This is a genomic window from Bacillus sp. LR_5 (assembly GCF_042709275.1).
Window position 1 is genome coordinate 1 of sequence record NZ_JAVAXX010000011.1, and the last position, 24,999, is coordinate 24,999.

A 24,999-nucleotide genomic window follows, 5' to 3' on the forward strand; every position below is an offset into this window, starting at 1 on the left:
GATATATTATGAATAGTCGCCGCATCATAATATGTATCATTTTGGTCTCTCATTCCGAAGGCTGCTGTTGCATCTGAAATCAGGTATGTATCAAACCCTAAATTAGCACTCATTCTTGTGGTGGTTGATACACAGTGAGGCGTGGTTAAACCAGTTATGACTACAGTGTTTATTTCATTTAATTTTAAGAATTCTTCTAAATTCGTACCAATAAAGCTGCTATTTACTGTCTTGGTTATAATGACTTCTTCATCCATAGGCTTAACTATTTCCTTTATCGCAAACCCTTCATTCTTTGGATGGAATAAAGAATGAGGTTTATCAGAAGTGTGTTGTATGTATATGACTGTCCATCCTTTTTCTCTCCATAATTTTAGTATTTTACTAATGTTTTCTTCCGCCTTTACGTTATTCCGTTCCCCCCATTTTTTATCATCGAAGGCTTTTTGTACATCCACAATGATTAAAGCTTTTTTCTTTTCTTCCACAAGATACCCTCCTATGTAGAATTTCTATTTATTACTACATTCTAAATACAAATTTTACTTTTGTACAATTGTTTAATGATGAATTTCAAATGAGCGCCTTCTTTATTGGAAAATGCGTTCTAAACTGCAACTGTGCCCAAGCCGTTAACCTTCAATAATCTAATCTGAGAATCACTGGCTCTACAGAAAATGATAAAAAGCACTCTAATAACGAGTGCCGAAATGAAAAACTATTGATTTAGAAGCCATTTGATACGCTCAGCTGAAAAGATGTAGTGGAGTATTATTAGACATAAAAAGACAATACCAACTGGTTTTAAATGACTAAAATAAAGCGCTGCAACAGCCATTGCAAAGATCAATAATTCAATAACTAGCCTTGTTACCCCGTTTACAGCTATTACAGTTTGTCCACTTCGACTAGGATCATGAGGTACTGCAAATACAGACCAGACAATCATAACTGCAATAGGTAAAACCAAAGTTAAAACATACTTAAAATAACCATTAAAGCTTATCCAAGCAAACACCCCTAAGGAGATTAGTGCAGCGATTTCAAGGGTGAATCTTAAAAGTAAATTAGTCTGATTCAGTTTTTCCAACTCCTCTATAAAAAACACCCCCGCAGGAGATGCTCTTTCTCTGCTTTATTTCAGCGTATAAAAACTTTTCTGTTCTTCCTATTTAGATTCTATTGTAGTTTTCGGCGAGATTACCTCTACTTTTGAAAAGATGATACCGACTGCTGCTGTTACCAATGCTCCGATAATAGAACGATGATAAGTATAATGAAATATGACAACTTTTCCCCTCCTATCCAGTTAATTATCCAAATAATCAGGAAGTTGTCTACAATTTGCAGAATTTGTCGAACGAAGGAAAGAATATACCATAAAAGCTGAATATTGACCTCGCTTATCGCTGGGAGGTTTTACTCTTTGCATGAATTACAGTAATAAACTGCCTTCCCTTTTGAGAAGACGTTCCCCTCTTATATCCATTTGTTGCAACTAGACTCTTCCAATAAGCTTCCTTTTGGCGCTGCTGCTTCTATTCCAAGTTGAGCAACACCTGAATGTTTCATTGGAATTTCTGAACCATAGATCGTTGCTGAATTTGTTGCAAATGCATACGTAGGAGTAGTCTTGAAAAATGAAATGCCTTCCCCGCCTCGAGTGATGGCAGAAAAAGTGGGGGTTTTGTTAGAGAGGAATCTATAGATATGTGTATCTAGAAGATTTGACAGCATTAAACATTATACTTACATCGTTGGGAATAGGCCAACAATAACGCGGAAGAACGTTATTATTCGAATATGTTCTTTTCATTGGTAAACGAACAAAAAAAGAACATGTTTTGAAAAAAGATAGATCAAAACATCTTCTTATATGTTGTCATAGCGTAACTTTTTTATAGAAGGTTGATTACATTTTCGGGGCTTCCAAACCAAATTTTGCCCATTCTTCTTTTGCTGGACCATAAATACCTGGAACAGTTAAACCTGCTTGTCTCATAAGAACAGTCATTTGTCCCCGATGGTGATTTTGATGTTGAATTAAAAACATCAAAAGTGAACCGTTAGGCAATTGTTGTCCGATAAAGTTGATACGTTCTTGAAGTGTATGGTCAGTCCATTGGGTTTTTAATGCCTGTACAAATGCATTACTGGCTTGATAATAGCTGTCAGCTATAAACTGAGCAGAAGTTGGAACAGGATAATCTTCAGCTGGGGCATGGAACGTTAAGTCTGTGTTTGAGGTAATGATGCGAATGGCAGCAACAGTGTGCCAGGCAATACGGCCTAGAGTCCAATTTTGTGAAGTTATTTCTTGATTAAGTGATTCATCAGTCAGACTATTTAATAGTTTCTGTGTAGCATCTGCTTCGAACTCCCAAGATTTCAAAAAATGGTCTAAGGTTTGAAACACAAAAATCCTCCTTTTTATTCTTTTGTTTTTTCAATGTGCCTATAGGTTAATTATAATGCCTCGTTTCGTTAAAAAGAACAAAAATTTTGGACAAGAATAATCATAGTAAAATGCGTAGACATTCTTAAACATAACGATTTACGCATCTTTTTACAAACATGGTGACTCCTTGGTCTCCATTGTCAGCGAGAATCAAATATCATATGAAAACAATCCTATATTCTTATTACTTTACTGAGCAATAAATACCTTCCGTATACTTAGTGATGCCTTCATCGTAATCAGGATACTGATATGCAAGACTTTCTGATACAGCTTTTGAATACTTTCTAAATAATGCATAGCAAGTAAATAAAGACTTCCACATTTCCTGATACCCATTCGCAGAATATGTAGACATGAGTTCCTCCCATTCTTTATTTGAAAGGTACCGCTTCATAAATTTATAGTTCTTCCCCATACTAAATGAATACCCTTTCTGAGATGCGATATGCCAGGCCATCATTCTCAATAAATTAGGACGTACAATTTCATTTAAATGGTCAATGGCAAAAAGGATTTCATTTCTTGCTAGTCCTTTTACTACGTAAGTCGAAACCATCCAGAACTCATTACAGCAATCATCAAATTCCCTTGCAGTCGGCCTTTTCATCCAGTATTGGCGATCATTTGGGGTCACTTTATAGTTGATGAACGAATCCTTATCAAGCAATACCTTAACCAAACCATCGTTATTAGCAAAATAATCTTCTGCTTCACGAATTGGAATAAGGGTTAGATCTAATTTGTTGCCATCCTCAAAAAGAATAATGTATGAAAACCAATTACCTAATTCGGGAGGAAAAAGCTCCATATCTTCTGGTTTTTGCATCATAATGCGCTTCCCAAAGATTTCGAGCCACTGATCATTTTCTTTAAAAGAATCTACATCAGTTACAAAATACGAGATGTCATAATCTTGGAAGTTGTCAGGAGGGATATTTCTGTTTGTACGTGACCCTTCCAAAGTGACCAATCGGATTCTCTCATCGTTCAAAGCAAAGTCCAAAAAAATGTCCATCATTTCCTGCTCACTTCGCATTACATGTTCCTCCGTTTCAGCCTTAATATCTAACTGTAAAACCGAATATTGATCTGTACGTCTTATAGATTTTTTTACTCTTGAATGTGATGTATTCTTCTAAGCTTTATTTTACATGATGTTCTCCTATATATCATTCAATATTAAGATGCAAGACATCTCAAAATCAGATATCAACTATGACGGACTACATGAATATTCAGTTTTTTGTAGAGCCGCCATGGGACGACACTATCTTTGACACACTTTAATCCCCCTGCTTTATCGACATGTTAACTGGTATGAGAGATTGACAAAAAGAAGGAAAACGATATATTTAAGCGAATACGAGTTTTTGAGTAAATTTTAAAATGGCACTTTTTTCAAAAATCATGTCTTAACGGGGGGATTCGGTATGAATGAATTTATGAAGAAGTTTTCCTTAACAAAACCGATTATTCAAGCTCCAATGGCTGGCGGTATTACAAAGCCCCGACTTGCATCTGCAGTTTCGAATCAAGGTGCTCTTGGCAGCTTAGCATCGGGGTATCTTACGCCAGACCTCCTAGAACAACAAATAAAAGAAATGTTTGAGCTGACAGACGCTCCTTTTCAAATTAATGTGTTTGTTCCGCTAGGTCTAGAGATGCCACCAGAAGATCAGATTAAAAAGTGGAAAGAAAACATACCGTTAGCTAATCAAGTAAATCAATTCACATCTGTACAAGAAGAGTGGGATGACTTCTATCAAAAAATTGATCTAATTTTAAAATACAAGGTTAAGGCTTGCTCATTCACTTTTGATCTGCCGCCTGAAGACGCAGTAAAGGAGCTAAAAACCGCTGGATGCTGTTTAATAGGAACCGCTTCAACAGTAGAAGAAGCATTGTTAATGGAAGAACGGGGAATGGATATAGTAGTCCTTCAAGGAAGTGAAGCCGGTGGACATCGCGGAGCATTCTTACCTTCCAAAGGTGAATCTGCCGTAGGTTTAATGGCTCTGATTCCACAAGCAGCAGATGCACTGAGCGTACCTGTCATAGCTGCTGGGGGAATGATAGACCACAGAGGAGTAAAAGCAGCTTTAACCCTTGGAGCCCAAGGAGTTCAAATCGGTTCTGCCTTTTTAATTTGTCACGAGAGTAACGCACATCCAGTGCATAAACAGAAAATACTAGAAGCAAACGAAGCAGATACAAAGCTTACGACATTATTTTCAGGTAAAGAGGCCAGAGGAATCGTAAATAAATGGATGGAAGAAAAAGAACAGTTTGAGACACAAACCCTTCCGTACCCTTATCAAAATACACTAACGAAGGCAATGAGACAGAAGGCTTCACTTCAAAATAACCATGATCAGATGTCTTTATGGGCAGGTCAAGGGATACGGTCATTGACTGAGGAAATTTCGGTTAAGCAGCTTTTAAATCAGCTTTGCCAAGAGGATATAAAAATATAGGCGCACCTCATTGATAGAGCAAAAAGCAAACTTCGACAGGCAGTTTGCTTTTTTTTTCGTAATTTCATCCCCTGACTCTGGAAATCTAAATACTCCTACATTTTCAAAGCTAATTTGAATCGGGTTATCAATCATCACATTGATACGATGCGATCTTGATAATTTCACCACAACCACAATACATTACCAACATTTCGATCTTATCTCCCCTTCTCAAGTTTTGCTATCTATTCGAAAAATCGATAACTCCCATATTAAATTCGAATAGTAAAATGGTTGTTTTTCGTTTGATTCAGATGATATAAAGTCATATGATAAAAAAAGTAATGAGACAGAAAGCGTGAGAATTGATGAAAATAGGATTTTTTGATTCAGGAATTGGTGGCATGACTGTATTGTATGAGGCCATAAAAGTTCTTCCTTATGAAGATTACATTTTTTATGCAGATACGTTAAACGTTCCATACGGTGAAAAATCAAAGGGTAAAGTTAAAGAATATATTTTCAATGCAGCTGAATTTCTGGCCAGTCAAAATATCAAAGCTCTTGTTATTGCGTGTAATACAGCTACTAGCATTGCGATAGAGGATCTTCGGAGAAACTTCGACTTTCCGATAATCGGAATCGAACCCGCTGTAAAGCCTGCTATAAATAAATGTACAGAGGAAAGAAAAAGAGTTCTGGTAGTTGCTACTAATTTGACGCTTAAAGAAGAGAAATTTCATAATCTAGTTAAAGAAATTGATCACCATGACCTTGTTGATTGCTTAGCTCTTCCAGGACTAGTTGAATTTGCTGAGAACTTTGATTTTAGTGAAGACAAAATCATTAAATATCTAAAGAACGAACTATCTTCTTTTGATCTGAAACAATATGGAACGATTGTGTTAGGATGCACTCATTTTCCGTTTTTCAAAAACAGTTTTGAAAAACTATTTGGGATAAAAGTTGATATGATTTCAGGCAGTGTCGGTACTGCAAAACAGTTGAAAAAAGTTCTTGCAGATCGTAACCAGCTTGGTAAAGGATCGGGCTCAATCACCTTTTTCAATTCTGGCCATAAAATTGTGGACCAAGTAGTCATATCAAAGTACAAAAGATTGTTTGAAATATTAGATGAAACTCAAAGGAGTCATGTTGGACATTGAATGTAAATGAAAAAGACAATCTCCTGAAGAGAAACATGAACTAAGAAGCGGGCTTAAAAAGCCCACTTTTTTTCTAACAAACAATTGAGTTATACACACATATCTGATTACAGTGTTTTCGCTCTTTCCCCTCTTATTTCTCCCCCATCTCTTATAGCTTTTCTATTTCAATAAAACACAAGTCTCGATTGAAAAGTTATCGTAACATTTACACTTCACAGGACATTTTTCGAGATTAGAAATCGACCGTTTGCCAGATACACAAAGTCATAATGTGTAAATTCTGTGTCTATTTTCATGTTGATTATGGAATTATTTTCATAATGTTTTATAATACAAGATGATAACGCTTTCTAATTATAATGATAGGGGGAAATAATGATGATGAAAAAAGGACTGCTTGCGGGTGCGCTTACGGCAACTGTGCTTTTTGGCACATGTGCAGTAGATGTGCCGGGTATTATTAGTCCAAAAACCGCAAAAGCTGCATCACAGCTAACTGATGGAATCGGCGGAAGGGCTTACTTGAACAGCACTGGTGCCATTTTTGTTACGAAAATCCAGCTTCCTAGCTCCATTCAGGTTTCAAATGGGACAGCCTACATCTACTCTGGCTTTAGCGGGGGCACAGAATCCGATATCGGATTTCAGTACAGTGATAAATATAACGTATGGAAACCATATATGAAAGTCGGTTCAAAAGGACAGGATCAGGTTCAGTACCTCGAAGGAGGAAGCCAATTCACGAATACGAAAGGCTTCCGTCCCGGCAGCACCGTACAACTTACCATCTACAAAAACCTTAACGGCAATACCCGCGCTACATACTGGGGCACGAACAATGCGGGATACAACGGCCGTCTCATTTCAGAAATCAGCAAAACAAATGTCGGCTCCATCTCCAAATGGAAAGCGCTCGCTACAGTTGCAACAACAGGTTCACGCCAATCTATCAAATCAAACTTTTCAACATCTTTTACAAACATCACCATCGACAACAAAGCAATAACACCTGTAATTGATACACAAGACTTCGCTAAAGTAACAGTCTCAGGCAACAGTGTCAGTTTATCCGTTGTCAAAAATTAAAACATGTTAAACATACAATGCGTTAGGCTATTGAGAAGCTCTCGATAGTCTTAAAGGGGGCTTAACATGCCCCTTTTTTCATTTCAATTTAACTTTCAGTTAGCTTCGGTACATGCCGTCTATCTCCGTCTTTTATCTGGGTGAAGTAAGGAGCAGCTCGCCCCTTCTGAACCTGTTCCATTTGCTCAACGCAAAAGGTGTGCATCACTGTCTTAAAAATGTTAAAACAAATAGCAGATGGTGCACTTTATTTTTAGATGAGGCATGCTTACGCTCGATATGCAAGTCAAATGATTAAGGGTCTGCAAGAGAGAGAAGTTTTGGATGTACTTTCATAAAAGAGGGATGGCTTCATATAGCTCGATTGCACCAGGAAGATTAACCAGCGATTGGCCGAGAACAACACATCACTTTGAAACGGATTCATTCCAAAATCATAAGTATGATCCAATAACTAATAAAGATCAGTTAGCAGTCCAGCCTTAAAAATATTTTTACATCAATTAAACTAGCATCACTATCGAATAAGCTCGATCTGCATATCATGTACTATCCTCTTTTAAGGAAGGTGATGTTATGAGGTCATTTCCATTAATCGTAGTTCTATTCATCCTATTAATCATCGTTGGGACATCTTTCTTTGGTGGCTATTAAGAACACACCTTACCTCATATCCATCAGACGCCATAAGAAATCTTTATGGCGTCTGTTTTTTATTAGATTTAAACAAAACCATTAAAGTGGGCCATGCAAACACACCTATGGAGATTACTGCCACGACTTCTTTGTGAGGGAAATATTCTTCCCTTTATGGACTATTGTCGATCAAAAGAGAAAGTTGAAATGCATTTTTATGGTGAGATGAATCGAGGCTTAGACATATAAAAAACCGCAAAGCTTTCTTGAAGAAGCTTTGCGGTTTTTGGGTCTCTTCTTTGCTTCATATAAGCCAATAGATTTCAAGCGTAATCCACTGCCATACATCCAATGATTTTTTATTTTGAAATAGGTTTCTTCTACTCTTCATGTGAGATGACTCAAGGTATGCCACGTCACAATAATATGGCGGATACTGAATGGTCTCAATCAGTTTTTTCCCCATTCTATCAATTCTCCACAGAAAAAATGGCTATGGCAGAACAACTTTCATAGAGTAATCATCATTTAATGAGCCATCATCTCATGGGCAATATCGTGTCCATCCATTTTTGACGGGTAGTAAGTAGGCCAGTTTTTGACTTCATCAAGTAAAGCTTCACGGTCGTCCCCCCAATAGAGATGGTAATGACTAGCTTTAGTCGGGTAAATACTATGATCACTAAACTGAATATACTGAGGCAGCCCTTCTGCTTTTTTAGCTAGTTTGAATATGTATCTTACCCCTCTATTGCCCGCATCATAGGTTAGAATTTCGTATCCGTCATACGTATACTTACCAGAATATTCTTTTCCATTTTTGAAGAACGTTACAGTATCTTTCTGGATTACAATACGGTCAACATCTGTTTGATAGCCTTTTTTATAATACTCTTTATATTCTTCAGCTGTCTTGCCGCCTTCGTGCTCTGATTTATATGAAAACACTTCGTCAAGAGTACCATCTTGCAGGTATGGATATACAGATTGCCAATCTCCTTCCCAATCAGAAAGTAAGCGATCCTTTACTTGGCTGTTTTTAAAATAGCCTTCATATATTTTTTCTGTTTCTTCATCATGCGCATGACTATGATCGTGAGAATGTTCTTGTGTATGACTGTCAGATGTTTGCTCTTGCGTTTTGGAAGAGTCTTCTTCAACTGCTGAGGATGATGTTGTTTGATTAGACTCACCTGCAGAAGAACCGGAAGTCTGACATCCTGCCAATACGAGTAATGAACCAATCGTTAATATGCCTAGCCGCTTTGAAAATAAAATGTTCATTCCAACACTCCTTTTTATTAAATCGAAAACATTACGATTTATATTATACATACATCTCTTGCAAACATCAAAGGGAAAATGCTCTTCATGCGGATGGACTATTTTAAAGGAATAACTGACTTTGTTCATCAGTTATTCCTTTAAAATACGAAAGTCTACGATATTTCCATATCGATCCGCTTCAATATGACAGCACCCCTCAAGCAGCTGTTTTAATTTTCCCCGTCCGCGTTGTACCCTTGATTTTGCTCCTGAGTAAGAAATGCCGAGCTTTTCACTCAACTCTTTCTGTGATAACCCCTGAAATTCAGTTAACTCGAGCGCCTCTCGATACTTTTCAGGCAACCGTTTGATGGTCGATCGAATACACACAGCTGCTTCCTTGGTGAAATTTTCTTCCTCTGCACGGTTATTAAAATGTAGATCATCAGGCAATATTTCGCTTGTTTTTTTTGTACGGTAAAAATCAATAATCGTATTTCTAGTGATCCGATAAATCCAGCTGTCGATCTTTTGTTCATCGATCAGATTTGGGAGATGCACTTGTATTTTCATAAATACGATTTGCAAGAGGTCATCAACGATAGATTGATCGTTAACCCTTTGTGAAATATATGTTTTTAACGGCTGATGAAATTGATCCCATAGATCCTCTATATTCATTTGAAAAAACCTCCTATAATTTTGCGTCTGCTTTACATTTGCTTCGTCTTTTTAATCGTAACAAAGAGCGAAACAATTGTTGAATCAATTGTATTGCAGCTGTTGCAAAAAATAATGATAAAGGAGAGGTTTGTTGTGGAGTATACCTATTTAGGGAGAACAGGATTGCGGGTGAGCCGTTTATGTTTAGGCACGATGAATTTTGGAGTTGATACAGACGAAAAGACTGCGTTCCGTATCATGGATGAAGCGCTTGATAACGGCATTCAATTTTTTGATACTGCCAATATTTACGGCTGGGGCAAAAACGCAGGATTGACAGAGAGCATCATTGGAAAATGGTTTGCACAAGGAGGACAGCGCCGCGAGAAAGTTGTTCTGGCGACAAAAGTATATGAACCGATTTCTGATCCGAATGACGGACCAAATGATATGAGGGGCTTGTCTCTATACAAAATCAGACGTCATCTGGAAGGATCACTGAAGCGGCTTCAGACAGATCATATCGAATTGTACCAAATGCATCATATCGATAGGCGGACACCGTGGGATGAGATATGGGAAGCTTTTGAGACTCAGGTTCGCTCCGGCAAAGTAGACTATATTGGATCCAGTAATTTTGCAGGCTGGCATTTAGTTAAAGCGCAAGCTGAAGCTGAAAAACGGCGATTCATGGGACTCGTCACTGAACAGCATAAGTATAGTTTATTAGAACGAACAGCTGAAATGGAAGTGCTGCCGGCTGCACGGGATCTTGGTTTAGGAGTAGTGGCGTGGAGTCCCCTTGCAGGAGGGCTTCTTGGCGGGAAGGCATTGAAAAGCAATGCCGGAACTCGCACAGCAAAAAGAGCAGATTTAATTGAAAAACATCGTTTGCAACTCGAGAAATTTTCAGATTTATGCAAAGAACTAGGAGAGAAAGAAGCAAATGTGGCTTTGGCATGGGTGCTGGCAAATCCAGTTTTAACTGCGCCGATCATCGGACCACGAACGGTTGAGCAGCTGCGTGATACGATAAAAGCCGTTGAAATCAGTCTGGATAAGGAGATTCTCTGCATGTTAAATGATATCTTTCCCGGACCTGGAGGAGAGACACCTGAGGCATACGCCTGGTGATACATTCATTACTCAATACTGACATTTTTCTTAAATATTTATACTGAACTATCATATTAAGAAAGACAAGAGCATGTTTGTCTCTTGTCTTTTCCACATCGTGCTGAAATGCTGGCTAAACATCGACAAAAATGCTGCCGCTTCTAAAAAAGAACCCTAAACAATAGAGTAACTGGAGAGACAACTGGCTTGATCAGCTTGGGACCCCTTTCAGCTGTATTTAAATCAATCAAACTAATGATTCATTGGCAGTCTAAATATTATTATTGTTTCTTTACAAAATAGTAATAGCCCCTGTAATGATTGCTAACAACGTAATAACTAATGATGTAATTACAGCCCACTTAACGGCAAACCTTTGAAATGACCCCAAGTCCATTTTAAGCATGCTTACTAGCAATACTGTTGACGCAACCAATGGACTCATCAGATGAACCGGCTGCCCCATTATAGAAGCCCTTGCAATTTCTACTGGTTCTATACCATATGCTGAGGCAGCTTCTGCAAAGATAGGTACCATACCAAAGTAATATGCATCATTTGATAAAACAAAAGTAAACGGAATACTAGTGAGTGCTACAATAACGGGGAAAAACCCTCCCATTGATGAGGGAATAACGGATATTAATGATCCTGCTATGGCATCCACCATCTTTGTCCCGGATAATATACCAGCAAATACTCCTGCTGAAAATACCAATAATACTACAGTTATGGCATTACCAGAATGCTCGGCGATTCGCTCCTTCTGCATTTTTACATTCGGATAATTTATAGTAAGGGCAAGAACAAAACCAATTAAAAATAAAACTGACGGATGCTTAGTTCCAAGCACAATAAACACCATGATACTTATAACGAGGAATAAATTAAGATATATTAAGCGTGGCCTTTTCAATTGCTCGCTCTCCAAACTAGCAGCCATATAAGATTGAGAGCTGTCCTTTGTTATATGTCTAGGCTCTAATTGAACGATGCCTATTCGATTCCTCTCTTTCCTTCCCATTAGAAAAGCCAGAAATATCACACAAGCAATACCTCCAAGCATGGTCGGAAGTAATGGCACAAAAAAATCTGAAGGATCCAAACCCAGCACTGAAATCGCTCTTGTAGCTGGTCCGCCCCATGGAGTCATTCCGCTAACGATACTCAACGACAGCATTGCTAATGTCGCCATAACCATGGGATTCATACCAATTCTTTTATACAAAGGTAACATTGCTGAGACTGTTATCATATAGGTTGTTGTACCGTCCCCATCTAAAGCGATAAGCATTGCCAAGACGGCAGACCCTATCGCTATTTTCACAGGGTCTCCCTTTACTATAGATAAAATTTTTTCTATTAGCGGATCAAATAAACCTGCATCAATTAAAATTCCGAAAAAAAGAATAGCAAACAATAGCAATGCCGCTGAACTTGCAACTGTTTGAATTCCTTCTAAAATCATGTCGCCAATACCCTTACCAAAACCTCCAATAAGAGCAAAAACAATGGGAGTGATGGTCAAGGCAACAATAGGCGAGACTTTCTTTGTCATTATTAATATTGTAAAAACAGTTACCATCGAAAAACCTAAAATAGTAAGCATATTACACCTCCAAGAATGCGCTTTCAAATGACTTTTGATTAACATATCTTATACGGTGTAATAAGTTAAATAAATATTTTTTTACTGTGTTTCAAAAAAAATTCTATCATAACTTTAAATGGTTACCATTTGTTCACCCTTTAAAAAATCAATGAATGCTTTAACGAGTTTGATTCCTAATGATTTTTGATCGTACATTAGCCAAGTATCTCTCATTAGAGGCTTACCCTTAGCATTATACAGTTCCATTGTGTACAAATGATCAGATTCCTGCAGGCAAATTTCTGGTGCTATGGAGTAACCAAGACCATGCTTTACCATCTCTTTGCAAGTCTCTTGTCGATCCACTTCCATTGCAATAATGGGGGCTTGTTTTAGATTCGTATGCATCCAATCTTCTATAATCGTTTTTAAAGAAGCATCCGTTTTATATTTGATAAAAGGTAAAAAAGGAAGTTGCTCTATCGTTATTGGTTTTTTTGAGATGATATGTAATTTTTCCCGTGTCAGCCGTTCCTCCACCCCTTTCCAGCGATGGCTTCCTCTCAGTATACCGACTTGTACAATACCAGCATCTAATAATTTCATGACATCTGTGCTCCAGCCTGTTTGTACACTATATTGGACATTAGGATACATAGTGGAAAATTCCCTTAATAACTTAGGGAGCTTATATTGAGCGAAATTGCTTGATACCCCCAGCCTTAGATGTCCTTGCACCTCTTTGCTTAGATTAGAGATATGATCTTTGGTATCTTGAAGTTCCTGTAGCATTCTTCTTGCATAAGCAACCAAGTGTTCTCCTTCCGCAGTAAAGGTAATTCCTTTATGCCTTTTGGTGAATAATTCAATTCCGAAAATCTCCTCAATCTTATTCAACCGATAAGTGATGGAAGGCTGTGATGTAAATAATCGTTCTGCTGTTTTTGTTACACTTTGTTCTTCGTGAAGAATTTTCAATAAAATCCAATCTTTCTCATCCATTTTCATCTTCCTTTCTAGTCCTTCTTTCACAATTATAAAAGTTTTTTTATCGAATATTAAGAAAACTTATATTTTATTTTTATTTTTTTACCTTCTACACTAAAAAACATAAAAAATACTACCTTTCAGATGAGGATGATGACGATGGTCAAGACGAATGTAACAATCATGAGAGGCGGAACAAGCAAAGGCGTTTTTTTCCATGAATCAGCCATGCCTAACAATAAAAACGAATGGGAGCCCTTTTTGCTTGATGTCATGGGAAGTCCTGATAAAAGACAAATAGATGGTTTGGGTGGCGGTAATTCCCTTACTAGTAAAGTGGCAATAATAAAGAAAGCATATACTTCGGATATTGATGTTCACTATACTTTCGGTCAAGTCAGCATTTCAGAAGAAAAAGTGGACTTTAAGGGGAACTGCGGAAATATCTCCGCTGCTGTTGGTCCATTTGCTATCGAAGAAGGACTTGTAAAAGCGACAGAACCAATGACTGCGGTAAGGATCCTGAATACCAATACGAATAAAATGATCATTGCGGAAGTAGAAGTGGAAGACGGTCAGGTCAAATATGACGGAGATGTTACGATATCTGGAGTGCCTGGATCTGGATCTCCAATCTATTTAAACTTTCATGATGCCGCTGGTTCAGTTACCGGTCATTTATTGCCTACTGGAAATAGTTCGGAGTTTTTAGATACAAGTCAAGGCCAAATAGAGGTGTCTATTATCGACTATGCAAATCCATTAGTTTTTGTGGAAGCGAGCAGTATCGGCCTGGATGGAACGGAACTTGCAGAAGAATTTACTGATCTACAGTTGGCTCAATTTGAAGAATTAAGATCCATTGCGGCAGAGAAATGCGGCTTTGCCAGTCGATTTTCAGCTACAAAGTTATCGCCGGCTGTCCCCAAACTGGCTATAGTAGCAAAACCAGAGAAATATAAAGATAGTACAGGTGCTTGGCATTCAAGCGTTGAGATGGACTTACACATCAGGATGATGTCCATGCAAAAGCCACATCAAGCACTGGCTGTCACTGGAGCGATATGTACAACAAGAGCCCTTTCAGTGGAAGGTGCAATCCCTGCAAGAATAGCAAAAAACCACTCTACAAAGGTTCGGCTAGCTCATTCTTCTGGTATTATTGAAACAATGGTGGAGCCCACTGGTATAAAGATCGTCCGTACCGCACGACGTATTATGGACGGAACAGTTTATACGCATGGAGACTATCAAATGATGTAGATGGACTGTGCAAAAAGCCTCCCCCTTTCCATCGTTAATAGATGGATTGAATGCGCCTTCTTGCACAGATCCATTGTAATCTTGCATGGCTTTAAAAAAGCCTCTATATTGTTTTTTATGAAATCGCCAAGGTCCTTTCATGTATCTGCCTCAAGCATGACATAATCATTATAGAGAAAATTGAATACTTTTTACTGCAAATAAAAAGATACCAACATCATTGGTATCTTTTAGATTGAGTTCATCTGCAGCGGTTTCTTTTCCTCACTGCTTATTTGATTACAAAATTACCGTACTCGTTTGAACGAACATGAATCGGCCCGTTTAGATTATAGTTGTTCTCCTTGGCGATAGAGCGAAGCACGTCCACACGGGCAACTGATTCTCTCCATTCGTCACGGGTGTCATGATTGGCCGGATTCATCAGATCGTCATAGCGTACGTCCAAGAATTTATTTAACCACTTCTTCTCGTCTATTCCGTCTTTAGGTGATCCGCCCGCTTTTTTGTTCGTACGTTTAATCAAGGCATAAAAAGAGTCAGGGTCATCACCATCGCCATGCTGAATAACCGTATCGTACATCACAGCTCTAGCCAATGCTGTTTTTAGTCCGGCATTATCCGATCGTTTCATGGCAGGCTGATAATACAAATGGTCATTTACTTTGTCTTGAGCGGCGCGAAATTCCTTATCATTTGCAAGCGACTTCCAGGCAGAAGCGAATCCCTTGAGATTGCTTGTATCATCGCTTTCTTCCTTGGCCAGACGGCGCAATTCAGGCAGATACTTTTTCAGTTTGTTATTCGGAACTGCCTTTGTGTATACTTCCACTACTTCCAATGCATCCCCGGTAGCCGTTGTAAAGCCTGCCCGTCCGCATGTATAGCCTCGCCCGTCATCCAATCGCTCTACATATCCATATTGGATCTCCGTTGTGCCGTTTTCAAAGATACTTGTCAGCTGTTCCGCCCGGCGCTTTTGATCTTTATTCAATCCCGCCGCAAAAACCGTTTCGCTCATCATCAGGGTAAAAAACATGGTGAAAACAAGTAATGAGATCGCTGCCTTTTTCCAAAAATCTGCTTTTTGCATACTGATTTTCATTTTACTTCCCCTTTCTAAATATTGTAAATACAGACTCAGTATACATGATGAAACTGCCCTATTGTTGAAAATACATCAATTTGTCAATATTTTGAATCTAAAGTAATATAGCTTGAATCTTACTCTTTTCATTGCCAATCAGCCTTAGCCCCTCTCACTGGGAAGGTCCCTTTCATACTGCTTCAACTTTAATTAACAAGATGCCATAGGCTTTACTCTATTTTATAATGGAAGTGATCATCGAAAATCGTTAGGGAGGTGATGTAAATGGCAAGCAAGATGAGAATGCCAGATTCCGCAACGTCCCATGCAAAGCCTACTATTGGGAAGGCGATACTTTGCATGGGGTAGACTTTCTAAAAGATCGCCCAAGTAAGCTTTTCTGATATAGTGGCTTTGCACCTTATTTGACATAAAAAAATAAGGAGCTGGCAGAAATGGCATATGTAAAAGCAACCGCTATTTTACCTGAAAAGCTGATATCGGAAATTCAAAAGTATGTTCAAGGAAAAACAATATATATCCCTAAACCTGAATCCTCTCATCAAAAATGGGGTGCGTGTTCAGGAACAAGAAAGCTGATCGATGACAGAAACGCTTCTATTAAAAAAGCATTTAAAAACGGCAAAACCATTCATCAATTATCTGATGAATATCACCTCTCTATTGAAACAATAAAAAAAATTGTCTACTCTAAATAAACAAAACGGAAGCACTGATAAAAAATAATCAGTGCTTTTTATATGGCGAGTTTGTTTCTTAGTTATTTCCTGCATATGATACCATTGGCCAATTGTGTAAAGTTAAGGGAGATGAGAAGAAAGGAAGGTCCTACAAATGACGATAAACAATGGAACGTTGCAAGTACCCGGCGCGAACATCCACTATCAGGTGCGTGGCTCAGGTCCCATCATTCTTTTGGTCCACGGCGGAGGCGGTGATGCCGACAAGTTCCATCATGTTGCCAATCATCTGGCTAACTGGTACACGGTTGTTACTTATGATCGCCGCGGCCATTCCCGCAGCAATCTCGCCAATCAGATTGAGGATTACCGTGTGGAAACACACAGTGACGATGCTCACCGTCTTCTAGCCAAAATCACCAATAAACCGGCATACGTATTTGGAAGCAGCTCCGGGGCTGTTATCGGGCTTGATCTGTGCATACGCCATCCCGAACAAGTACATGTCATGATCCCACACGAACCAATCTTATTGCAGCTTCTGCATGGAAATGAGCTGAAACAAGCCGAGCAATTCATGGAAGACCTTAAGAAAAATCATCGAAGTGAAGTCATTAAATTAATGTCAAGATTAGAGACAGACGAACAATCAAAGGCTGTCCTGACAAAGCGGCTTCTCGGCAATTCAACGTATTTCACTGAGTATGAAATTCAAGGAATTCTCAACTATACATTAGATATCGAAGCTTTAAAAACTGTGTTTACATCTTCACCGATAAAGGTACTCCCAGCTGGCGGAAGTGCTTCTCGGGAGCTTTTCCCCTATCGTTGCGCGAACGCCCTAGCGGAACAATTGGAAACAGAATGGGTTGAATTCCCCGGAAATCATACGGGGTACACAATGCATCATAAAGAATTTTCTGAGAGGTTACACGACATGTTAGAAAAAGAAAAGAAACATACGTATTCAAAATAGGACAGGTAAAACTAACTATAGAATTAGAGAAGATTTCACGAAGCGTAAAAAGAACTTTTCACTAACGAGAACGCAATGTGAGATGTCTAACCAAAGTGATATTAGGGATTTCATCGAAAAATAGGTTTGTACATTACGTTCTCCTATTGATTATTTCCTATTTTAATTCCGTATTTTATACCATTAGATACAACTCTAAAGCGGCTCGTTATTTTGTCCTCAACAACAACCAGTGTCTAACATCATGAATCTCTTTGGAAAATCACCACAAATGCAGGTATGGAAGACTTCATCGCAGCAAAAACCATACCAACTATTGTTGTTGGTATGGTTCGTCCTAGATTGGCCCTTAAGAAGAGATTCTATTGTACGGAGTATTTAGCTAATTGCATTTGTAACCGACAGGGCCGTCTGAACCTGTGTACACATATGTGTCAGACACATATCCAATATTCACGACACCCCGGGAATCTTTCCACTGGATTTGGTCCCAGATATTACTCGTTCCATACTTCCCTGTAACAGTCGTTCCATAAGCGTAACAATAATAAGGAACACGGGAGCCACTCGGAATGGAAAGCATAATAGGATAATTTGTACCAGGACCGCTGCGCATATTGACAGGAGCACCGCTGCTTGTTGAGACAGTAAAGTACTGAACGGCAAGTGCCTGACTGGAAAAAATGAATAATGTTGCAATCATAACGGTTAACATACTCAGCATTTTCAGTTTAGTCAATGTCATCCCTCTTTCTTCAATTCCTTCATTTTAAGAAAACGATAGAACAATGCTACCAGCTGCATTTAGGAACAACCGGACCGTCTGAGCCTGTATACATATATGTATCAGAGACAAATCCAGGAACGATCTCCCCGCTGGCAAGCGTCCGCTCTGTGTAATTCCAAATATTACTCGTTCCATACTTTCCAGTTACAGTTGTACCGGTTTTGTAGCAATAGATCGGGATGCGGGTTCCGCTCGGAATGGTCGTTACAATTCCCCAACTTGTACCTGGGCCGCTGCGCATATTGACAGGAGCACCGCTGCTTGTTGAAACCGTATAATACTGAGCTGCAAGTGCATGGCTAGAAAAAATGAACACAGATGCAATCATCACCGTTAGCATACTTAGCCTCTTTAGCTTATTCACCTTATACCCTCCCCTTATAAATGCCGTACGTTTGACTTTCTTACATCCAGTTAAGGATTTACTTTCAGATACCATGCCCCCTCCCCTCCCATATATTTATCAATGTACCATAAACTAGATCTTTCAAAAGTGGAATTATTCCTATGTTTTCGACAATTAAGGATACAAAATAAATGGTAGTCAGGCTTGATATTGATGGTGTGTTACATTTGGCTCTTAATCATTTGTCCAGTCGGTAATCACGATTGACAATCAGGAAAAAGGACATGGATCAAGCGGTTTCGTGTCCACCAATTCAATCAGTGTACTTCTGCCTTGTATCCATGCTTCTTCTCGATTCATAGATACTCCACCTTTTTCACCAATCAAAAACGGACACCAAACAAATCAGCGTAAATGCTGCAAGTTCAGTGTCCGTAACCTATTATGACTTTGCTTTCTTTTACCAGGGCGTATAAAAATGATTAGGTACGTTATCAAACGTTATATTCTATGATTTTGCGAGTCGAAAAATCATAACATTTTATATATTTCAATCAGATTATGATCTGGATCTCTGAAGTGAGCAACTCGGGCACTCCATTCCTTGCGATCATGCGGTTTATTCACACATTTAACTCCTTTTTCGTGTAAATCGTCATATGTTTTATCAACATCTTCTACCTTAAACTGAAGCAAAAATTTTGATTGAGCTTCTCCTTCCAACGATTTTTTTTCCTCTCCAACGATTTCAGCCATCGTTTCTCGAGATAAAAGCTCTATTTTCGTTTCCCCATTATCAAAGAGTGCATATTCCATTTCATTCTCTAACCAACTTATTGGAAGTCCTAATGAATCTTTGTAAAACTCGACGCTTTTCTTAAAATCATTCACCAACAGTCTAATTTGTAACAGCTTCATATCGAGTGCCTCCTATAAAACCATACTTTTTACTGGTCATCCAATTTAATGATACAAAAGGAAACCTGACAGCACTATGTCAAGTTTCCATAAATAAATTTCCTACTTCACCTTTATTTCAGATTTAAGTGCAGTTTATTCCATGTCATAAGAAATCTACGCTAACGAGCAAAAACAGCGATTCTTAAAACAAAAAATGATACCGAGTGTATTTTCTGTATGCTTCAACTTCATTTCGGGAAATGTAACGTTGATAAAGGAGGTTACATCAATATGGATCATCAAACATTGGCAGCTCACGAGGCTGTTGACTTACATGAAATCGTGAACTTTAAAACACTTTGTATAGCGAAATCAAAGTTAATGCAAGGACTTGTGTTTGACCAAGAACTGAAGGACTTGATGCAAAAAGATGTACAGCAATCCATTCAAGACCTTACTGAATTACAAGCGGTTTATGAGCGTGCCTCATTTCAGGCCCCTGTCCCTCAAAGCCGCCCAACGCCAATCATCAATTGAAAGGAAGGTAAGCCTCTTTGAATAATGATCATTTAGACCCCATTAATTCGCTGAATGTGCCTGAACTAGCAGACACTACATTCGCGATGGATTTTCTTATACGAGCTAAGGAAGGCGTAAGGAATACTGCTGTAGCTTTGACAGAAACCGCTTCACCAGATGTAAGAGCCTTGCTGCGGAAACAGCTAATGCAAGGAATTGCAATGCACCAAGAGATTACGGAACTGATGATCAGCAAAAAATGGTTCCATCCATATGAGCTGAGCGAACAGTATAAGCTGGATCAGCTCTCTGCAAAAAACACGATCATGGTCGGCAATATGAACCTCTTCCCTGATGAAACAAATCGTAAAGGGATGTTTGACCGGACACCTGATGAACACTAACACTGGAGGTTTTACAGCATGAAGGCAGTAACGTATCAAGGCATTAAAAATGTTGTTGTCAAAGATGTCCCCGATCCAAAGATTGAAAAATCCGATGACATGATTATCAAAGTCACCAGTACAGCCATTTGCGGATCAGATTTACATTTAATCCATGGATTCATTCCGAATATGCAAGAAGACTATGTCATCGGCCATGAACCGATGGGAATCGTCGAAGAAGTTGGTTCTGGGGTGACTAAACTAAAAAAGGGAGATCGGGTAATTATTCCCTTTAATATAGCATGCGGGGAATGCTTTTTTTGTAAAAACCAGCTGGAAAGCCAATGTGATCAGTCTAATGACAATGGGGAAATGGGTGCTTATTTCGGCTATTCAGGGCAAACTGGCGGTTATCCAGGCGGGCAAGCTGAATATTTAAGAGTGCCGTTTGCGAATTTTACCCATTTTAAAATCCCTGAATCTTGTGAGGAACCCGATGAGAAATTAAGCGTGATTGCCGATGCCATGACCACCGGCTTTTGGAGTGTGGATAATGCCGGCGTAAAAAAAGGCGATACAGTTATCGTTCTCGGCTGCGGACCAGTCGGCCTGTTTGCTCAAAAGTTTTGTTGGCTAAAAGGCGCAAAACGAGTCATAGCAGTTGACTATGTAAACTATCGCTTACAGCATGCGAAACGTACAAACAAAGTAGAAATCGTTAATTTTGAAGACCATGAGAATACAGGGAATTATTTAAAGGAAATCACGAAAGGCGGAGCGGATGTAGTCATTGACGCTGTTGGGATGGATGGTAAAATGAGCGATCTCGAGTTCCTTGCCAGCGGCTTAAAGCTTCATGGCGGAACAATGAGTGCATTGGTCATTGCTTCCCAAGCTGTTCGCAAAGGAGGAACCATACAAATTACAGGTGTGTATGGAGGCAGATATAACGGTTTTCCGTTAGGAGATATTATGCAGCGAAACGTCAATATACGCTCTGGACAGGCTCCAGTGATCCACTATATGCCGTACATGTTTGAACTAGTATCGACAGGCAAAATTGATCCGGGAGATGTTGTCAGCCATGTCCTGCCGCTTAGTGAAGCCAAGCATGGCTATGACATTTTTGATTCAAAAATGGATGATTGTATCAAAGTTGTGTTAAAGCCTTAAAAAACGGAGGTTACAGAAATGGAATACGCCTTACACGAAGTGCTTGAGGTTCAGGAAATGACTGCATTTAAGACACTTTGTTTGACGAAATCTAAAACAATGAAAGCACTGGTATCTGATCCGAAGCTGAAAGAAATCATGCAGCAAGATGTTGATATCACCACACGCCAGTTGCAGGAATTTGCCTCTATTTTATCTAATGCAAAGCACGAATGAGGAGATGAATAAATCATGAATCCTATCATAGAATATCTGACTGGCATGAATGTTCTAACAGACCAAATCATTGCTATGGACTTATTAATTTCAGCAAAAAACGGAGTCAGAAATTATGCGATGGCAGCCACTGAAGCCGGAACACCTGAAGTAAAAGAGGTCCTTATCCGCCATTTGGAAGAAGCACTCGATATGCACGAACAACTCTCAAACTATATGATGGAAAAAGGCTGGTACCATCCTTGGAACCCTGACGAACAAGTCAAGCTGAATTTAAAAAATATTGATACAGCCATTCAATTGCCAACCCTTTAACATACAATGACTGATTTGCTGAGGAACAGTATTGATTGGCCACAACTGTTCCTCAGCTTCAAAATGAGCACTGTTTGTTCGGGTCCTATGACCGTAAATAGATTAACCGCTTTTCTCCATCTGATCTCCGATAATGTTTGCAAATTCTCCAATCCAAATAAGGAATCGTAACCACCTCTTTTTATGCGATCTCTTGATGGAGAAAACAGGCCAGAAACAAAATCCTTCGTTTTTGACCTGCCCTCTTCGCACGCAAAGAATGCTACCTTCTTTGGTCCACTGATCCGTGAAGACTTTCCGTTTTAGGCCTGCTTTTGAGCTTTGCCTCGTTTTCGCGCAATTTCCCATCATAATCTTTAATTTTTGTGTTTAATCTTTTAATTGTTTCATCAATTTCTTTCCGCTTCTCTATCAGCCGCTGTCGTTCGTCAGCCAGGATATTTTTTCGAGCTTCTACTGTACGGTCACCTTCGGTAAATAATGTTGTATATTCAATTAGCGCTTCTATCGATAGTCCCGCATTTCGCATGCATTTAATGAATTCAATCCATTTGATATCTTCTTCATCATAGTCGCGAATGCCGCTGTCTTTTCGTTTTACAGGCGGGATTAATCCTACACGTTCGTAATATCGGAGTGTTGCGGCTGTCAGGCCAAACTGCTTTGCCACCTGAGCAATATTCATGATCTTCACCTCTCTATCCTGTATGTTGTGAAGGTAACACTTAAAGTTAACTTTAAGTCAAGCTCAAAACAAGTGGTTAGCTGCTGAATCTGGGTTTATATATTCGGGACTTGCCTTAAAGCACACTTTAAACTCTATACTTCTCCATGCACTAAAAACAGTGTAGTTGGAGGGATTGCTGAATGGCAAATAAACAAACTGCCGGAAGAGAACAAACCAAAGTTTGCTTAACTTCATGATGATGTTCTATTCGGTGACATTTGGGAAAGAGAGGAAGAACTTTCCCCCCGAGATCGCAGCATGATTACAGTTTCTACGTTAATTGCTGACTGTAGCTCACCTTATAAATCAGGTTCATTTTAAATGTTATTTTAAAAAAACCCTTGCCTTAAAGCAGACTTTAAGGTTTATCGTTATGTTGAAGACACCATAAAACATAAATAAGTGCATGATTTTTTACAACACTTATGATGAAGAAAGGAAAGGTTCATATGTGTAATCAACATCAAACCCGTGTATTAAGCGTGTCACATGCAAAAGCCAAATTTGAACAAACGACGATTGAGCGAAGAGAATTACGGCCGCACGATGTCTTAATCGATATTAAATTCAGCGGTATTTGCCATTCAGACATTCATAGTGCTTTTGATGAATGGGGCGGCGGCATCTTCCCAATGGTGCCAGGACATGAAATAGCCGGTGTCGTAACAGCCGTTGGAACAGAAGTCACCAAGTTTGCTGTCGGGGACCGCGTTGGTGTCGGCTGTTTTGTTGACTCTTGCGGAGAATGCGAATACTGTCTCAACGGAGAGGAACAATTCTGCACGAAGGGTGTTGTTCAAACGTATAACTCAGTAGACTACGACGGAAACCCCACTTATGGCGGGTACAGCCAAAAAATCGTTGTCACTGACAGATTTGTTGTTCGAATCCCAGATCGTTTGGAAATGGATGTTGCCAGTCCGCTGTTGTGTGCTGGTATCACAACGTATTCCCCGCTGAAACACTGGAATGTTGGCCCTGGTAAAAAGGTTGCGATTGTAGGCGTAGGTGGCCTTGGACATTTGGCAATTCAATTTGCACATGCGATGGGTGCAGAGGTAACCGTCCTGAGCCGTTCCATGAATAAGAAAGAGGAAGCTCTGGAACTCGGTGCAAATCATTACTTTGCAACAAGTGACCCAGCCACATTCACTGCATTGGCCGGGCATTTTGACGTGATCTTAAATACGGTATCGGCAAATCTCGATGTAGATGCCTATTTATCAATGCTTCGTATAGACGGGACACTTGTAAACGTTGGAGCTCCTGCCAAGCCGGACACATACAGTGTGTTTTCCCTAATCATGGGGCGCCGCAGCATTGCAGGTTCTCTAGTCGGCGGAATTCAAGAAACTCAAGAGATGCTGGATTTCGCAGCTGAGCATGGCATCGAACCTAAAATCGAAGTCATCGGAGCTGACCAAGTGGACGAGGCATACGAACGTATCCTCCGAAGCGATGTCCGTTATCGATTTGTGATTGATATTTCCACATTGTAATAGGTTAGTCCTTATATGGGCTGACCCGCTATTAATGAAACTCACGAAAAACGATCTCGTTAAGCAAATATTTTGAAGGCCGGTCAATCTTCCTGTTATTCTATGAATAGAGAGTTATTAGGAGGGTTTTTTATGAGCAAAAAAATCGCAGTTCTTGTTACAGACCAATTCGAAGACATCGAATATACAAGTCCGGTAAAAGCATACGAAGAAGCTGGCTACAGTGTTGTGGCTATCGATTTGGAAGCCGGCAAAGAAGTTACCGGTAAGCATGGCGAGAAAGTAAAGATTGACAAAGCCATCTCAGATGTGGATGCAAGTGACTTTGATGCACTTTTAATTCCTGGGGGATTCTCTCCGGATTTGCTTCGTGCAGATGACCGTCCGGGTGAATTCGCAAAAGCATTTGTCGAAAACAAAAAACCTGTTTTCGCAATTTGCCACGGCCCGCAAGTACTGATTGATACGGATCTTCTAAAAGGCAAAGATATCACAGGCTACCGCAGCATCCGCAAAGATTTAATCAATGCCGGTGCAAACTACAAAGATGCAGAAGTAGTCGTCAGCCACAACATTGTCACAAGCAGAACACCTGATGATTTGGAAGCATTTAACCGCGAATCTTTAAACTTGTTAAAATAACGAGAAGGCACAGACTGTTCGGGTCTGTGCC

Annotated in this window: 30 protein-coding genes and 2 pseudogenes; 17 read left to right on the top strand and 15 right to left on the bottom strand. The window is 39.4% G+C overall.

What is annotated here, in order from left to right:
- On the bottom strand, nt 1-488 hold a 488-nt coding region (locus RAC86_RS04225; RefSeq protein WP_377885406.1), incomplete at its 3' end, for a cysteine hydrolase family protein.
- A 230-nt stretch (nt 489-718) separates the two neighbouring features.
- Nucleotides 719-1,090: a YrdB family protein gene (locus RAC86_RS04230; RefSeq protein WP_072592606.1), complete on the bottom strand. Its 372-nt coding sequence runs from the start codon at nt 1,088-1,090 to the stop codon at nt 719-721.
- A gap of 501 nt (nt 1,091-1,591) precedes the next feature.
- Between RAC86_RS04230 and RAC86_RS04235 the strand changes: the two are divergent.
- A pseudogene (locus RAC86_RS04235) lies at nt 1,592-1,708 on the top strand (TetR-like C-terminal domain-containing protein); the annotation flags it as partial.
- Between the two features lie 204 nt (nt 1,709-1,912).
- Here the strand turns inward: RAC86_RS04235 and RAC86_RS04240 are convergent.
- Both RAC86_RS04240 and aadK read right to left on the bottom strand, forming a co-directional pair.
- Nucleotides 1,913-2,416, bottom strand: a complete 504-nt coding sequence (locus RAC86_RS04240; RefSeq protein ID WP_088326608.1) for a DinB family protein — start codon at nt 2,414-2,416, stop codon at nt 1,913-1,915.
- 226 nt (nt 2,417-2,642) lie between these two features.
- Nucleotides 2,643-3,497 (bottom strand): aminoglycoside 6-adenylyltransferase AadK, encoded by an 855-nt coding sequence (aadK, locus tag RAC86_RS04245; RefSeq protein ID WP_088326610.1) that lies wholly within the window; start codon nt 3,495-3,497, stop codon nt 2,643-2,645.
- Nucleotides 3,498-3,891: 394 nt separating this feature from the next.
- On the opposite strand from aadK, the gene RAC86_RS04250 reads away from it, so the two are divergent.
- The 4 genes from RAC86_RS04250 (at nt 3,892) to RAC86_RS04265 (ending at nt 7,826) form a co-directional block, all read left to right on the top strand.
- The gene (locus RAC86_RS04250; protein WP_015251610.1) at nt 3,892-4,935 is read left to right on the top strand and encodes a nitronate monooxygenase; all 1,044 of its coding nucleotides are present in this window, start codon (nt 3,892-3,894) and stop codon (nt 4,933-4,935) included.
- Between the two features lie 350 nt (nt 4,936-5,285).
- Nucleotides 5,286-6,083 (top strand): glutamate racemase, encoded by a 798-nt coding sequence (gene murI, locus RAC86_RS04255; protein ID WP_015714374.1) that lies wholly within the window; start codon nt 5,286-5,288, stop codon nt 6,081-6,083.
- A gap of 381 nt (nt 6,084-6,464) precedes the next feature.
- Nucleotides 6,465-7,172: a YrpD family protein gene (locus RAC86_RS04260; protein WP_038429372.1), complete on the top strand. Its 708-nt coding sequence runs from the start codon at nt 6,465-6,467 to the stop codon at nt 7,170-7,172.
- Between the two features lie 576 nt (nt 7,173-7,748).
- On the top strand, nt 7,749-7,826 hold the full coding sequence (locus tag RAC86_RS04265; protein WP_072175780.1) for a YjcZ family sporulation protein: 78 nt from the start codon (nt 7,749-7,751) through the stop codon (nt 7,824-7,826).
- A gap of 286 nt (nt 7,827-8,112) precedes the next feature.
- Here RAC86_RS04265 and RAC86_RS04270 read toward each other — a convergent pair whose 3' ends face one another.
- From RAC86_RS04270 to sigZ, 3 genes are all read right to left on the bottom strand, one after another.
- Nucleotides 8,113-8,274, bottom strand: a complete 162-nt coding sequence (locus RAC86_RS04270; RefSeq protein WP_003245984.1) for a hypothetical protein — start codon at nt 8,272-8,274, stop codon at nt 8,113-8,115.
- A 62-nt stretch (nt 8,275-8,336) separates the two neighbouring features.
- Nucleotides 8,337-9,092, bottom strand: coding sequence for a metal-binding protein ZinT (locus RAC86_RS04275; protein WP_377885407.1), 756 nt, complete (start codon nt 9,090-9,092; stop codon nt 8,337-8,339).
- Nucleotides 9,093-9,224: 132 nt separating this feature from the next.
- Nucleotides 9,225-9,755 carry an RNA polymerase sigma factor SigZ gene (gene sigZ / locus RAC86_RS04280; protein WP_015714387.1) on the bottom strand — a complete coding sequence of 177 codons (531 nt, stop codon included), beginning with the start codon at nt 9,753-9,755 and terminating at the stop codon, nt 9,225-9,227.
- Between the two features lie 135 nt (nt 9,756-9,890).
- Between sigZ and RAC86_RS04285 the strand changes: the two genes are divergently transcribed.
- On the top strand, nt 9,891-10,871 hold the full coding sequence (locus RAC86_RS04285) for an aldo/keto reductase (protein WP_033883000.1): 981 nt from the start codon (nt 9,891-9,893) through the stop codon (nt 10,869-10,871).
- A gap of 274 nt (nt 10,872-11,145) precedes the next feature.
- On the opposite strand, the gene RAC86_RS04290 is transcribed toward RAC86_RS04285, so the two are convergent.
- On the bottom strand, nt 11,146-12,462 hold the full coding sequence (locus RAC86_RS04290) for a citrate:proton symporter (protein ID WP_015251605.1): 1,317 nt from the start codon (nt 12,460-12,462) through the stop codon (nt 11,146-11,148).
- Nucleotides 12,463-12,576: 114 nt separating this feature from the next.
- On the bottom strand, nt 12,577-13,446 hold the full coding sequence (locus RAC86_RS04295) for a LysR family transcriptional regulator (RefSeq protein ID WP_015251604.1): 870 nt from the start codon (nt 13,444-13,446) through the stop codon (nt 12,577-12,579).
- 144 nt (nt 13,447-13,590) lie between these two features.
- On the opposite strand from RAC86_RS04295, the gene RAC86_RS04300 reads away from it, so the two are divergent.
- A complete protein-coding gene (locus RAC86_RS04300; protein ID WP_019712533.1) occupies nt 13,591-14,694 on the top strand; it encodes a 2-methylaconitate cis-trans isomerase PrpF family protein in 1,104 nt (367 codons plus the stop codon).
- 271 nt (nt 14,695-14,965) lie between these two features.
- Here the strand turns inward: RAC86_RS04300 and csn are convergent, their stop codons facing one another.
- A complete protein-coding gene (gene csn, locus RAC86_RS04305) occupies nt 14,966-15,799 on the bottom strand; it encodes a chitosanase (RefSeq protein ID WP_003229851.1) in 834 nt (277 codons plus the stop codon).
- A 437-nt stretch (nt 15,800-16,236) separates the two neighbouring features.
- Between csn and RAC86_RS04310 the strand changes: the two genes are divergently transcribed.
- Nucleotides 16,237-16,500: a CD3324 family protein gene (locus RAC86_RS04310; protein ID WP_003229850.1), complete on the top strand. Its 264-nt coding sequence runs from the start codon at nt 16,237-16,239 to the stop codon at nt 16,498-16,500.
- A 136-nt stretch (nt 16,501-16,636) separates the two neighbouring features.
- Entirely contained in the window at nt 16,637-17,458 is an 822-nt protein-coding gene (locus RAC86_RS04315; RefSeq protein WP_377885409.1) for an alpha/beta hydrolase, read from the top strand.
- A 382-nt stretch (nt 17,459-17,840) separates the two neighbouring features.
- Here the strand turns inward: RAC86_RS04315 and RAC86_RS04320 are convergent, their stop codons facing one another.
- The 4 genes from RAC86_RS04320 to RAC86_RS04335 all read right to left on the bottom strand — a co-directional run bounded on the left by RAC86_RS04320 (nt 17,841) and on the right by RAC86_RS04335 (nt 19,509).
- Nucleotides 17,841-18,197, bottom strand: a complete 357-nt coding sequence (locus RAC86_RS04320) for an SH3 domain-containing protein (RefSeq protein WP_044052490.1) — start codon at nt 18,195-18,197, stop codon at nt 17,841-17,843.
- Nucleotides 18,198-18,249: 52 nt separating this feature from the next.
- A complete protein-coding gene (locus RAC86_RS04325) occupies nt 18,250-18,609 on the bottom strand; it encodes an SH3 domain-containing protein (RefSeq protein WP_004399021.1) in 360 nt (119 codons plus the stop codon).
- 252 nt (nt 18,610-18,861) lie between these two features.
- Nucleotides 18,862-18,978 (bottom strand): hypothetical protein, encoded by a 117-nt coding sequence (locus tag RAC86_RS04330; protein ID WP_247470597.1) that lies wholly within the window; start codon nt 18,976-18,978, stop codon nt 18,862-18,864.
- Between the two features lie 144 nt (nt 18,979-19,122).
- A complete protein-coding gene (locus RAC86_RS04335) occupies nt 19,123-19,509 on the bottom strand; it encodes a VOC family protein (protein ID WP_015251599.1) in 387 nt (128 codons plus the stop codon).
- 273 nt (nt 19,510-19,782) lie between these two features.
- Here RAC86_RS04335 and RAC86_RS04340 point away from each other — a divergent pair, with 273 nt between their 5' ends.
- From RAC86_RS04340 to RAC86_RS04360, 5 genes are read left to right on the top strand one after another with little or no spacing between them, the layout of a single operon-like run.
- Complete coding sequence (locus RAC86_RS04340) at nt 19,783-20,028, top strand: hypothetical protein (protein ID WP_014477469.1); 246 nt, start codon at nt 19,783-19,785, stop codon at nt 20,026-20,028.
- Between the two features lie 17 nt (nt 20,029-20,045).
- A complete protein-coding gene (locus tag RAC86_RS04345; RefSeq protein WP_009967868.1) occupies nt 20,046-20,414 on the top strand; it encodes a spore coat protein in 369 nt (122 codons plus the stop codon).
- 18 nt (nt 20,415-20,432) lie between these two features.
- A complete protein-coding gene (locus tag RAC86_RS04350; RefSeq protein WP_003229843.1) occupies nt 20,433-21,569 on the top strand; it encodes a zinc-dependent alcohol dehydrogenase in 1,137 nt (378 codons plus the stop codon).
- An 18-nt stretch (nt 21,570-21,587) separates the two neighbouring features.
- Nucleotides 21,588-21,785: a hypothetical protein gene (locus RAC86_RS04355; RefSeq protein WP_014480384.1), complete on the top strand. Its 198-nt coding sequence runs from the start codon at nt 21,588-21,590 to the stop codon at nt 21,783-21,785.
- A gap of 15 nt (nt 21,786-21,800) precedes the next feature.
- On the top strand, nt 21,801-22,100 hold the full coding sequence (locus tag RAC86_RS04360) for a spore coat protein (protein ID WP_080529600.1): 300 nt from the start codon (nt 21,801-21,803) through the stop codon (nt 22,098-22,100).
- A 262-nt stretch (nt 22,101-22,362) separates the two neighbouring features.
- On the opposite strand, the gene adhR is transcribed toward RAC86_RS04360, so the two are convergent.
- Complete coding sequence (gene adhR / locus RAC86_RS04365) at nt 22,363-22,785, bottom strand: aldehyde stress transcriptional regulator AdhR (protein WP_377885410.1); 423 nt, start codon at nt 22,783-22,785, stop codon at nt 22,363-22,365.
- A gap of 182 nt (nt 22,786-22,967) precedes the next feature.
- Here adhR and RAC86_RS04370 point away from each other — a divergent pair.
- The 3 genes and pseudogenes from RAC86_RS04370 (at nt 22,968) to yraA (ending at nt 24,968) form a co-directional block, all read left to right on the top strand.
- A pseudogene (locus tag RAC86_RS04370) lies at nt 22,968-23,148 on the top strand (carboxymuconolactone decarboxylase family protein).
- Nucleotides 23,149-23,276: 128 nt separating this feature from the next.
- Nucleotides 23,277-24,326: an NAD(P)-dependent alcohol dehydrogenase gene (locus RAC86_RS04375; RefSeq protein ID WP_257986095.1), complete on the top strand. Its 1,050-nt coding sequence runs from the start codon at nt 23,277-23,279 to the stop codon at nt 24,324-24,326.
- Between the two features lie 132 nt (nt 24,327-24,458).
- Nucleotides 24,459-24,968, top strand: coding sequence for a cysteine protease YraA (gene yraA / locus RAC86_RS04380; protein WP_003229836.1), 510 nt, complete (start codon nt 24,459-24,461; stop codon nt 24,966-24,968).
- Nucleotides 24,969-24,999: the final 31 nt, after the last annotated feature.

Bases quoted from the DNA above. Each gene is read 5' to 3' on its own strand.
- aadK (WP_088326610.1), bottom strand. From the start codon at position 3,497: ATGCGAAGTGAGCAGGAAATGATGGACATTTTTTTGGACTTTGCTTTG.
- RAC86_RS04250 (WP_015251610.1), top strand. From the start codon at position 3,892: ATGAATGAATTTATGAAGAAGTTTTCCTTAACAAAACCGATTATTCAA.
- murI (WP_015714374.1), top strand. From the start codon at position 5,286: ATGAAAATAGGATTTTTTGATTCAGGAATTGGTGGCATGACTGTATTG.
- RAC86_RS04260 (WP_038429372.1), top strand. From the start codon at position 6,465: ATGATGAAAAAAGGACTGCTTGCGGGTGCGCTTACGGCAACTGTGCTT.
- RAC86_RS04265 (WP_072175780.1), top strand. From the start codon at position 7,749: ATGAGGTCATTTCCATTAATCGTAGTTCTATTCATCCTATTAATCATC.
- RAC86_RS04270 (WP_003245984.1), bottom strand. From the start codon at position 8,274: ATGGGGAAAAAACTGATTGAGACCATTCAGTATCCGCCATATTATTGT.
- RAC86_RS04275 (WP_377885407.1), bottom strand. From the start codon at position 9,092: ATGAACATTTTATTTTCAAAGCGGCTAGGCATATTAACGATTGGTTCA.
- sigZ (WP_015714387.1), bottom strand. From the start codon at position 9,755: ATGAATATAGAGGATCTATGGGATCAATTTCATCAGCCGTTAAAAACA.
- RAC86_RS04290 (WP_015251605.1), bottom strand. From the start codon at position 12,462: ATGCTTACTATTTTAGGTTTTTCGATGGTAACTGTTTTTACAATATTA.
- RAC86_RS04295 (WP_015251604.1), bottom strand. From the start codon at position 13,446: ATGGATGAGAAAGATTGGATTTTATTGAAAATTCTTCACGAAGAACAA.
- RAC86_RS04300 (WP_019712533.1), top strand. From the start codon at position 13,591: ATGGTCAAGACGAATGTAACAATCATGAGAGGCGGAACAAGCAAAGGC.
- csn (WP_003229851.1), bottom strand. From the start codon at position 15,799: ATGAAAATCAGTATGCAAAAAGCAGATTTTTGGAAAAAGGCAGCGATC.
- RAC86_RS04310 (WP_003229850.1), top strand. From the start codon at position 16,237: ATGGCATATGTAAAAGCAACCGCTATTTTACCTGAAAAGCTGATATCG.
- RAC86_RS04315 (WP_377885409.1), top strand. From the start codon at position 16,637: ATGACGATAAACAATGGAACGTTGCAAGTACCCGGCGCGAACATCCAC.
- RAC86_RS04335 (WP_015251599.1), bottom strand. From the start codon at position 19,509: ATGAAGCTGTTACAAATTAGACTGTTGGTGAATGATTTTAAGAAAAGC.
- RAC86_RS04340 (WP_014477469.1), top strand. From the start codon at position 19,783: ATGGATCATCAAACATTGGCAGCTCACGAGGCTGTTGACTTACATGAA.
- RAC86_RS04350 (WP_003229843.1), top strand. From the start codon at position 20,433: ATGAAGGCAGTAACGTATCAAGGCATTAAAAATGTTGTTGTCAAAGAT.
- RAC86_RS04355 (WP_014480384.1), top strand. From the start codon at position 21,588: ATGGAATACGCCTTACACGAAGTGCTTGAGGTTCAGGAAATGACTGCA.
- RAC86_RS04360 (WP_080529600.1), top strand. From the start codon at position 21,801: ATGAATCCTATCATAGAATATCTGACTGGCATGAATGTTCTAACAGAC.
- adhR (WP_377885410.1), bottom strand. From the start codon at position 22,785: ATGAATATTGCTCAGGTGGCAAAGCAGTTTGGCCTGACAGCCGCAACA.
- RAC86_RS04375 (WP_257986095.1), top strand. From the start codon at position 23,277: ATGTGTAATCAACATCAAACCCGTGTATTAAGCGTGTCACATGCAAAA.
- yraA (WP_003229836.1), top strand. From the start codon at position 24,459: ATGAGCAAAAAAATCGCAGTTCTTGTTACAGACCAATTCGAAGACATC.